The organism is Cellulophaga sp. BC115SP, from assembly GCF_009905545.1.
Taxonomy (GTDB): domain Bacteria; phylum Bacteroidota; class Bacteroidia; order Cytophagales; family Spirosomataceae; genus Flectobacillus; species Flectobacillus rivi.
In genome coordinates this window covers 1-10,225 of record NZ_JAAALB010000016.1, presented here as the reverse complement: position 1 = coordinate 10,225, position 10,225 = coordinate 1, and the positions used below count along the sequence as shown (strand labels likewise).

Genomic DNA, 10,225 nt, shown 5'->3' with positions numbered 1-10,225 from the left:
GAAATTTAGGGTTACTTGCGGGTTTATACAAGGTTAAAATCAGGTAGTTGTGAGCAAAATTGTCAAACTTTTGAATTAACGCAAGAAGTTCCTAAATCTTTGAAGTATTCACAACAAAAATGTAAAAAATATAGTAAATGGCGGAGGAGGTTTGGGTACTAGCTTTATTAAACTAGTTTATAAACTATCGTAAAAAATAAGTCCAAAACAAAGACTTGAATTAGTGATGAAACAACTATTTCCGAAATCAGAAATCACCAATCCGCATTATCACACAAATAGGGTTCAAATAGGGCGTAAAAGGTCTTGTGGTAGTAGGCTATTTTTTCTTGTTCATTTCCATCAAATAAAATCTCTGCACGTGAAATCCAGAAATCTCCGAACAGCAAAGCCTGCTCGATTAAAGGTGCAATATTTTTTTCGGGAATATCAATGAAGCTATTGGATTGCATCGAGGCAATGATATACGTGAACTGCTCTTGTCGAATTTGCATTAGTGCCTTGAAATGTAACTTGATAGCTGGAATTCGACGCATGATTCTGACAAAATCCAACATCAAGAATCGATATTGATACAAAATCTCAAAACTTCGATAGCTTAACTGATATAAGATTGTTAGCTGATTTTCGGATAAACCAGTCATTTCTTTTGTCAGCTCATTGAGTTTATCCACAAGCTGTTGATAAAGTGCTTCAATAATGACATCGGTATTGGCAAAATGATAGCATAAATTCCCATGACTTATTCCCAATTCACTCGCTATATGTCGTACGGTCACAAAGTCGGAACCTTGTTCATTGAAAAGAATAAGGGCTTTTGCCAAAATCTTGTCTTTTGTTGATAATACCATGATGTATTACAGGTAAAATTTTAAATGATTTTTGGTTAAAGATAATATTTTTAGAACAAATGTTCTATAGATGAATACTTTTAGTACATTTGTTCTAAATTCTAAAAAGCCTTTTCAGTCATGAAAGTAATCATTATCGGAGCAGGTATTGGCGGACTTACCACTGCTATTGCTTTACAACAGTTAGGACACGAAGTGGTTGTCTATGAACAAAGTAGTGAAATCAAAGCTCTGGGCGCAGGAATTGTATTGGCTGCCAATGCCATGACGGCGCTACGAAAACTAGGGATTGAACAAAAAATCATCCAAGCAGGACGAATTGTTAGTTCTTTTGAGGTAGTCGACGATCAAGGAAATGTGCTTTCGGAGGTATATGCCCATCGTTTTTTTGAAAAATTTGGTATTGGGAATTTTACAATAGCTCGTTATGATTTACACCATATTTTAGCTTCTGAATTACAAGAAGGTACTATTCAGCTTGGAAAAAAGCTCAAAGATTTTACCCAAAATGCTCAATCGGTATCGGTTATTTTCGAAGATGAGACACAAGTCGAAGCTGATGTGATGATAGCAGGAGATGGAATACATTCAATGGTGCGCAAAAAGTTACTTCCCAACAGTCGTTTGCGATATTCGGGATATACCTGCTGGCGTGCGCTGGTCGATATTAGCGATATTCCTTGTGATATCAACAAAGCTTTTGAGGCTTGGGGTGCTAAAGGTCGTTTTGGATTTGTGCCTATTTCAGATACCCATGTGTATTACTTTGTGTGTATCAATGCTCCTGTAAATGACCCTCACTATCGCCATTATACTCCTGCCGATTTGGCAAAACATTTTGCTCATTATCAATTTCCTATACCTCAAATTTTGTCAGCTACTGCTATCAACAATTTTATGCAACATGATTTGTATGATATAGAACCCATTCACCAATGGGCTTTTGATAGAGTATTATTGTTAGGTGATGCAGCGCATGCTACTACACCCAATATGGGACAAGGGGCTTGTCAGGCCATAGAAGATGCCTTGGTATTATACAATATCATGAAGCAGGAGCCTGATTGGCAGAAGATTACTAAATATTTTGAACAAAAGCGTATGGCTAGGGTTATCAAAGTAGTGAATAATAGCTGGAATGTAGGCAAGCTTGCGCAGCTCGAAAATCCCTTTTTGATTAAGATTCGTAACTGGGTAATGAAACGTACGCCCGACAGGCTACGAGATAAGCAATATGAATTTTTGTATGAGGTAGATTTTTAGAAAAGAGATAAAATTTTCCGAAGAAATAGAAAAATTACCTTTTATCCAGAAAAAAAGACCAAAAGAAACCTTCAGAAAGCTTCGCTTGTTCTTTCCACATAGCGAAATAAAAATTCAACTATCCCAACTCTCCGATGAATAAGCTGATAATAATACCTGTGGTGACTGCTATCTTTCTGGTAATAGATTATTACGTTTGGCAAGCCGTTAAGGTATCTGTACAAAATTTTTCTCAGTCGATACAACAGTCTGCTCGATATATCTTTTGGGGTTTAACAACCCTTTCTCTTGTAGGACTTTGGTTATATAATTTTATAAATCCTGATTTGCTAGGCAAGAATATAAGAACATGGATTATGGTAGGTATTTTTATGAATTACCTTTCAAAAATCTTCGTCGTACTTTTCTTATTAATTGATGACATAGGAAGATTGATTCGTTGGGTGGTACAAAAAGTACAAATGCTCACTAATTCAACTCCTATCAGTACCACAGCTACGTCTGAAGGAGAACCCATTACTCGCTCAGAGTTTTTGATGAAAACTGCTGTTATTGCAGGTACAGTTCCTGCTGTAGCTATGACATGGGGGATTTTGTCAGGAGCGCATGATTATCGTATTCGTAAGGTAAAGTTGGCTTTGCCCAATTTGCCAAAAGAATTTGAAGGATTGACGATTGCTCAAATTTCGGATATTCACTCAGGAAGCTTTTTCAACAAGGTAGCCGTAAAAGGAGGCATCGAAATGATTCTCAATGCCAAGCCTGATATGGTATTCTTTACAGGAGACCTAGTGAACAATCAAGCCGTGGAGGTACAAGAATACATTGATTTGTTTGGAAAAGTAAAAGCACCTCTAGGGGTATTTTCTACATTAGGAAACCATGACTATGGTGACTACGTACAATGGGCTTCTCCTGCTGCCAAACAAAAAAATCTTAATAATTTGATTCATGCCCATAAAGTAATGGGTTGGGATATCCTCAATGATGAAAATCGCTTTATTGAGCAAAATGGCGAAAAACTAGCGATTATTGGCGTGCAAAATATCAGTGGACAAAATCGTTTTCATTCGTATGGTGACTTGGCAAAAGCGGTAAAAGGTACCGATGAAGCCGCTGTAAAATTATTATTATCGCATGACCCAACGCACTGGGATAAAGAAGTAAATACCAAATATAAAGACATTGATGTGATGTTTTCAGGACATACACACGGTACCCAATTTGGTATTACGGTAGGAGATGTCACTTGGTCGCCAGCGCAATATGTGTACAAACAATGGGCAGGTTTGTATGAACAAGACAATCAAAAGCTCTATGTAAACCGAGGTTATGGATATTTGGGATACCCTGGGCGTGTAGGAATGCCACCAGAAATTACCGTTTTTGAATTGAAGAAAGCTTAATAGTATGGATATATAGAACGATGCTGAGATTTTCTTGGCATCGTTTTTTTGTTAAAAAATACTTTTCTTTCCCTGAAAAATCTCTATCTAACTAGTTTTTTGTGAGTTTGGAGGTAATCCATTGTGACCTAGAGCTTTAGCCATTGTCTTATAAGAAATAAATTCTTTGGCTATGCAAAAAAACACTTTACCTTGGCTGATTGCCCTAACGGCATGGATTGCTGGTTCGACTTACTGGCATGTCTGCAAAATCAAGGAAGTTTGTGATGAACCTCTCACAAAATCAGTTTCATCCGCAAATACCTTGGCTAAACCCTCCTTTGATATTCATAATTCTGACGGTCTTTCACTTAGAGCTTCAGGTAACATCAAATTTCCTCAGTCTGGCGAAACGCCCAATGTGTCGGAGATACAACCTCAGCTAGAACAACTCAAGGACTATCTCGCCAAAAATCCATTGCTTCAAATGCTTTTGATTGGAAGATATGCTTCCCATGAGAAGAATAATACCTCTTTTGCGAATCTGGGTATTGCTAGAGCGGAGGCATTGAAAGATATCCTTTTAGGACAAAAAGGCAATCCACAGTCTATTATTACAGATGGAGTTTTGAGTGATTCGCTGTATTTTCAAGCAGATACGCTTATTGGTGGAATAGATGTGATATTTAAGCGAGTAGCACCACAAAGTGAAACTTCTTCAAACGTTGAATCTTCTCCTGATCTCACTTTATATTTCCCTTACGCTAAAACAGATTTTAGCCATTCTGAAGAAATAGATAAGAAAATCGATAACGCAATTACCTATCTCAAGGCGCATCCCAATCAGCAAGTTACGCTAACAGGATATACCGACAATAAAGGCTCCGACGAACTAAACTTAAAACTCTCGGCACGAAGAGCCCAAAATGTACAAGACTTTTTTGTTCGAAAAGGACTTTCTCCAGAGCAGTTTAAAATCGTTCCTCAAGGCAAGGCAAATCCTCAAGGCAATAACGATACGGAAAAAGGACGTCAAGAAAATCGTCGTGTTGTTTTATCTTTTTAACCCTAAATCATTATTAATATGTTTGAGCTAAATCCTCTTTTACACGAAAATGCTTGGTGGCAACATTTAATAATGTTTGTTGGCGCTGGCATATTAGGATATATCATCGGTTATCGAAGTGGAGAATCTAAGACCTTTCTCCAAGAACAACTAAGTAATCTTCAGTCGCAATTAGAATCATGTAAAGCAAGTCTAGTAAAATCTACCCCTATTAATACTTCTACAATCTCAATACCTACTATTGTTAATACTAGTACCTATAATACAGCGGTTGAAAAACCCGACGATTTAAAGAAAATCGAAGGCATCGGACCAAAGATTGAGGAGTTGTTGAATCAAAATGGTATTTTAACTTTTATGCAATTGAGTCAAGCATCTACCTATTTGTTGAAACAGATATTACAAGAAGCTGGACCTCGTTTTCAAATGCACGATCCAAGCACTTGGTCTCGTCAAGCCGAATTAGCCTCGGCAGGAAAATGGCAAGAATTAAAAGATTGGCAAGATATTTTAAATAAAGGAAAAGAATAAAAAGATATGATACTATTAGCATTAAATCCACTCTCAAAAGGTGTAGCTATTTCTGAAATGCTTATCCTTTTGCTGGCAATCGCATTCATGGGTTTTTTATTGGGGAGATGGGTTATCAACTCACAAACGGCTTCTCTAAAAAAACAACTCGCCGATACAGCAGATGAATTGAACGACTGCCAAAAGCAAAGAAACTCCTAATACTTAATCACCTCAAAAGCGCTTTTTTGTGCTTTATAGTGGTGTTGTTCAAGTCTTTTGGTCATAAATTCGTACTTTTGCAAAAAATTAGACATTGAGCACTGTTGACTCAATACCAATTAGTTTAACTCATTACTACTGTGAACCAAGAACGCTACGCACAAAGAGGTGTTTCTGCCTCAAAAGAAGACGTACACAAAGCAATCGAAAAATTAGACAAGGGACTTTTTCCAAAAGCTTTCTGTAAAATTTCGCCTGATATGTTGGGAGGCGATGAGGCTTACTGCAATATTATGCATGCTGATGGAGCAGGTACAAAATCATCGTTGGCTTATTTGTATTGGAAAGAGACGGGCGATATTTCTGTATGGAGAGGTATTGCACAAGACGCTGTGGTAATGAATACCGATGACTTAATTTGTGTGGGAGCAACAGACAATATGTTGTTGTCTAGTACAATTGGTCGTAATAAAAACCTTATTCCTGGTGAAGTAATCGCTGAAATCATCAACGGAACCGAAGAAGTTCTTCAAATGCTTCGTGACAATGGTATCGGTATCTGGAGTACAGGTGGCGAAACTGCCGATGTGGGTGATTTAGTTCGTACTATTATCGTTGACTCTACGGTAGTGGCTCGTATGAAACGTGATGATGTTATCTCAAATCATACAATTCAAGCAGGAGATGTTATCGTAGGTCTTGAATCTTTTGGTCAAGCTACTTACGAAAATAGCTATAATGGCGGTATGGGAAGTAATGGTCTTACATCTGCACGTCACGATGTTTTAGGACATTATTTAGCTGATAAATATACCGAAAGTTTTGACCCTGCTGTTCCTGAATCTTTAGTGTATAGTGGTTCAAAATCATTAACCGAAGCTGTTGAAGGTACACCTCTTAATGTTGGACAGTTGATTTTGTCCCCAACTCGTACTTACGCACCTGTAGTAAAAGCGATGTTGAAAGAGCTTCGCACTGCCATTCACGGAATGGTACACTGCTCGGGTGGAGCCCAAACAAAAGTGTTACACTTTATCGATAATCTTCATATTATCAAAGATAACCTTTTCGAATTACCGCCTTTATTCAAATTGATTCAGGAAGAGAGTGGCACTGATTACAAAGAAATGTACAAAGTTTTCAACATGGGACACCGTCTTGAAGTATATGTACAACCTCAATATGCCCAAACAATCATTGACATTTCGAAATCATTTGGAATCAATGCTCAAATTATTGGTCGTGTAGAGGGTGCTGAACAAAAGCAAGTAACCATTCAGTCTCCTTACGGTGAATTTGTTTATTAGTAAAAAGAATATTTGCTAGGAGTCAAGAGTGAAAAATGATAAGCTTTTCAAAAAGACTTAATTATTGAAGCTCCCATCTCTACAATAACATAATAGGGAGTAAAGGTCAAAGCTTTTACTCCCTATTATATTATATGGTATCTATCTTTGAGAAATGTAATGAAAAGGTAATTCGGACAAAATAAAGGTTGAACCCTCAAACCCGAAGACTAAATCCAACCATCACAACATGTACAAACATATCTTTTTTGATTTAGATCATACATTGTGGGATCACCATCGTAACTCGAAAATCGCATTAGGCGAAGTTTTTGAGTTATTTCAGCTTCAAGAAATCGGTATTCCTTCAATGGAGCAGTTTTATCATAAATTCAACGAAGTCAATCACAAACTTTGGTTAGATTACGAAAGAAGTAAAATTTCACAAGCCGAACTTCGTCATATCCGTTTTCGTCAGGTTTTTTCTCAACTAGGGGTCAACAATCATGATTCATGCGACCTAGTTTCGGATACCTATCTGGATATTTCTCCTAAAAAGCCTCACCTGTTACCTTATACCAAAGAGATTCTTGAATATCTCAGCCCAAAGTACCCATTACATATTATCACGAATGGCTTTAACGAAATCCAAGATGTGAAAATGAATAGTGGAGGAATCAAACATTATTTTAAACATATTATTACCTCGCAAAATTCTGGTCATAAAAAACCTGACCCTGAGATTTTTCATTATGCACTCGAGCAAGTAGGTGCCAAACCCCGCGAGTGTTTGATGATTGGGGATACTTTCTATACAGATGTATTGGGAGCAATGCAGGTAGGAATTGATGCGGTGTTCTTTAACCCTAACGATCAACGTCATGTCGAACGCCCAACTTACGAAATCAAGCATTTGAGTGAATTGAAAGAGATACTGTAGAAGAGTCTCAAGGAATAATAGGGAATAAAAACGAATGATATACTGTGTAAGAAAGTAGGCTTTTATTCCCTTGAACTCATAATAAGCTAAAATAAAGACAACTGAGTGTGATCATCTTCAGCCACAAAAAGCTTTTTATCTCTAATTTGCTTTCGATGACTATTCACAAAATCACTAAAAGCATCTATTTCTTTATAAAGCTCCGAAAAATTATAGCTATCAATATTGTAAGTTTCAACATATACCTCCGAAAAGTCCGTTATCACATAATCCAGCGTTTTGATACCATAATTTTGTAAACCCAATAAATACAAGTTCTGGTGATTGTACTCAAACTTTGGTCCTGTATATACTCGTGTACTTTTTAAGTCTATAGCCTTATTATTTCCAACAATATCTACATATCCATATATAATACAGTCTTTATAACGAGTTTCGGTATAGACTTGCGTTTTATATCGAGGAGGTAGAAGCGCTCTTGTTTTTTCAATCACATATTCTGAAAACATTTCTTCGTTGGCGCCCGTCGTAATAGCCTTTTCAAAATCAATTCCTTTTTGCTGCGCTTCGGTTGTTGGGCGAGGCACACGATTAATCCTATCTAACATTTCCTGAAGGTCGACCATCAGATTTCCTTCTGAGTTAGTTTTTTCATGTAAAAACAAAGAAAATGTATTTAAAAGGGTCGGATAAACGCGAATCATAATAAAAGCGTCAAAAGACTTTAAAAATGGAAAACTTTAGATACTCTATAAAATTGATGAAAAGTATAAAGTGATTCAAGACCACTTTCTCAAATCACTTTATACCTGTCGACAATGCATCAATACTATGCAATTACCAAACGCTCTACTACTTTATCATTTACTAGATGGCTTTCTACTATTTCAGGAATGTCTGATAATTCTACATTACCATAAAATACACCTTCAGGATATACCACCATCGAAGGTCCAAATGCACATACATCTAAGCAACCAGCTTTCTGTGCACGGATTTCTAGATTAAGACCTTTTTCTTTTAGCTCATCTTTAAGAGCGTTTACCAATGCCATGCCTCTTTCTTCTCCACAACATTTTTTAGGAGCAGGCTTTACGTTTGTACAAACAAACACGTGTTTTTTGTATTTCATAAATAACAATGAGTTTAAATAGACGATTGAGCTTATGCTAAATCAATAATTCTTTTATCTGCAATTTAGGTCTTTTATTGTAAATTTGGCATTAACGAAAGTTAAGACATTAGAGATAAAGCAAAAAAGATAAGGATATTTACGCACATGACATTTCAAACACAGGAACAATACCAATTTATTGAATCTATACTTTTCGAAAATTTAGGATACAATCCTGAAATTTTGGACTTCCAATTCTTTTATGGAGGAAATTTTAATTTGGCAGTTCGTGTAAAAGTCAAGGAAGGTGATTTCTTTATAAAATGGAATCAAGGAGATCACACTGGTATGTTCGAAACCGAAGCTCGTAGCTTGGAGTTATTAGGAAGTACTGGAGCGTTGTCAATTCCTAAAGTTGTCAACTTTGGCAAAATTGTGGATAAAGACTATCTCATGTTAGAATTCCTTTCAACAGCCCATCGTCAAAATGACTTTTGGCAGGACTTCGGACGCAAATTAGCAAAGCTGCATTTAAACACTGCTCCCAATTATGGACTCGACTACAACAATTATATAGGAGCCCTTCATCAGAGTAATGAGTGGATGGATAATGGGGTAGAGTTCTTTGTAGAAAAAAGATTGCGCGTTCAAGCAGGATTAGCCTTATATGAAAGACGAATCACTACCGAATTGTATGAACGCCTAATGGGCTTTGTTCAGAAACTGCCTTCACTTATTCCTAATGAGAAGCCTTCACTAATTCATGGCGACTTATGGTCTGGAAATGTAATGACCGATGCCAATGGACAAGTAGCCTTAGTCGACCCAGCCTGTTATTATGGTCTTCGCGAAGCTGAATTAGCTTTCACAACGATGTTCGGAGGTTTCGATACAAGCTTTTACGAAGCATACCATGAAGTATACCCTATCGAAAATGGCTTCGGCGATCGTATTCCTATATATAATCTATATCCATTAATGGTTCATGTGAATCTATTTGGAGGGGGATATTTGGATGCTGTGGAAAAAATCATCAAAAAGTTTGAATAAAAGAGAAAAAGATTTTGAATGTAAATTGTATTATATCAAGTTATAATTTACCTGCATAGCAACCTCACTAGGTTGCTATGTTACTTTATCTTGAAATTTGTATTAAAAATTTAACAATTAAGGCTTTTGTTATCAACGACTTACAAAAAACTTTAAAAAATAGTATCAAAAAGATTTGGAAGGTTGGGAATAAAGTGGGAATTTTGCACTCCCAAACGACGGGAAAGGAGTTGTAGCGAAGAAAGAAAGTTAAGAGTTGCGAAAATAAATTTTAAAAATATTTTCAAAGACATTTGGAAGTTAAAAATAAAGTTACTAATTTTGCACTCCCAAACAACGGGAAGCGGTTAAATCAAAAGGGATTTGACGACAAATTTTGAGATAATGCACTGACGATAAGTTGGTTAATTATTTTGGGATAAAGAGTTCTTTGAAAAGCTGGTAAGAAAAGATAAAAGAAAATACGACATTCTAAGATAGGTTGTGATGTTATAATTCTTTAGAATAAGACAGAACAACATTTCATTAAAATATTTAC

The 10,225-nt window shown here is 36.4% G+C and carries 11 protein-coding genes; 8 read left to right on the top strand and 3 right to left on the bottom strand.

Annotated features, from left to right (window positions below; genetic code table 11):
* Positions 1–254: 254 nt before the first annotated feature.
* Positions 255–851, bottom strand: a complete 597-nt coding sequence (locus GVN22_RS13495; protein WP_166551552.1) for a TetR/AcrR family transcriptional regulator — start codon at positions 849–851, stop codon at positions 255–257.
* Between the two features lie 120 nt (positions 852–971).
* On the opposite strand from GVN22_RS13495, the gene GVN22_RS13490 reads away from it, so the two are divergent.
* The 7 genes from GVN22_RS13490 to GVN22_RS13460 all read left to right on the top strand — a co-directional run bounded on the left by GVN22_RS13490 (position 972) and on the right by GVN22_RS13460 (position 7,523).
* Positions 972–2,114, top strand: a complete 1,143-nt coding sequence (locus tag GVN22_RS13490) for an FAD-dependent monooxygenase (RefSeq protein WP_166551551.1) — start codon at positions 972–974, stop codon at positions 2,112–2,114.
* Positions 2,115–2,248: 134 nt separating this feature from the next.
* A complete protein-coding gene (locus tag GVN22_RS13485; RefSeq protein ID WP_166551550.1) occupies positions 2,249–3,520 on the top strand; it encodes a metallophosphoesterase in 1,272 nt (423 codons plus the stop codon).
* Between the two features lie 172 nt (positions 3,521–3,692).
* Positions 3,693–4,565: an OmpA family protein gene (locus GVN22_RS13480; protein WP_166551549.1), complete on the top strand. Its 873-nt coding sequence runs from the start codon at positions 3,693–3,695 to the stop codon at positions 4,563–4,565.
* A gap of 18 nt (positions 4,566–4,583) precedes the next feature.
* Complete coding sequence (locus GVN22_RS13475) at positions 4,584–5,096, top strand: hypothetical protein (RefSeq protein ID WP_166551548.1); 513 nt, start codon at positions 4,584–4,586, stop codon at positions 5,094–5,096.
* A 6-nt stretch (positions 5,097–5,102) separates the two neighbouring features.
* Entirely contained in the window at positions 5,103–5,297 is a 195-nt protein-coding gene (locus GVN22_RS13470) for a hypothetical protein (protein ID WP_166551547.1), read from the top strand.
* A gap of 131 nt (positions 5,298–5,428) precedes the next feature.
* Positions 5,429–6,604, top strand: coding sequence for an AIR synthase related protein (locus tag GVN22_RS13465; RefSeq protein ID WP_370520415.1), 1,176 nt, complete (start codon positions 5,429–5,431; stop codon positions 6,602–6,604).
* Positions 6,605–6,833: 229 nt separating this feature from the next.
* Complete coding sequence (locus GVN22_RS13460; RefSeq protein WP_166551545.1) at positions 6,834–7,523, top strand: YjjG family noncanonical pyrimidine nucleotidase; 690 nt, start codon at positions 6,834–6,836, stop codon at positions 7,521–7,523.
* A gap of 86 nt (positions 7,524–7,609) precedes the next feature.
* On the opposite strand, the gene GVN22_RS13455 is transcribed toward GVN22_RS13460, so the two are convergent.
* Positions 7,610–8,188: a hypothetical protein gene (locus tag GVN22_RS13455; protein ID WP_166551544.1), complete on the bottom strand. Its 579-nt coding sequence runs from the start codon at positions 8,186–8,188 to the stop codon at positions 7,610–7,612.
* 164 nt (positions 8,189–8,352) lie between these two features.
* On the bottom strand, positions 8,353–8,655 hold the full coding sequence (locus GVN22_RS13450; protein WP_095161160.1) for a ferredoxin: 303 nt from the start codon (positions 8,653–8,655) through the stop codon (positions 8,353–8,355).
* Between the two features lie 147 nt (positions 8,656–8,802).
* On the opposite strand from GVN22_RS13450, the gene GVN22_RS13445 reads away from it, so the two are divergent.
* Complete coding sequence (locus GVN22_RS13445; RefSeq protein WP_166551543.1) at positions 8,803–9,687, top strand: fructosamine kinase family protein; 885 nt, start codon at positions 8,803–8,805, stop codon at positions 9,685–9,687.
* Positions 9,688–10,225 lie beyond the last annotated feature (538 nt).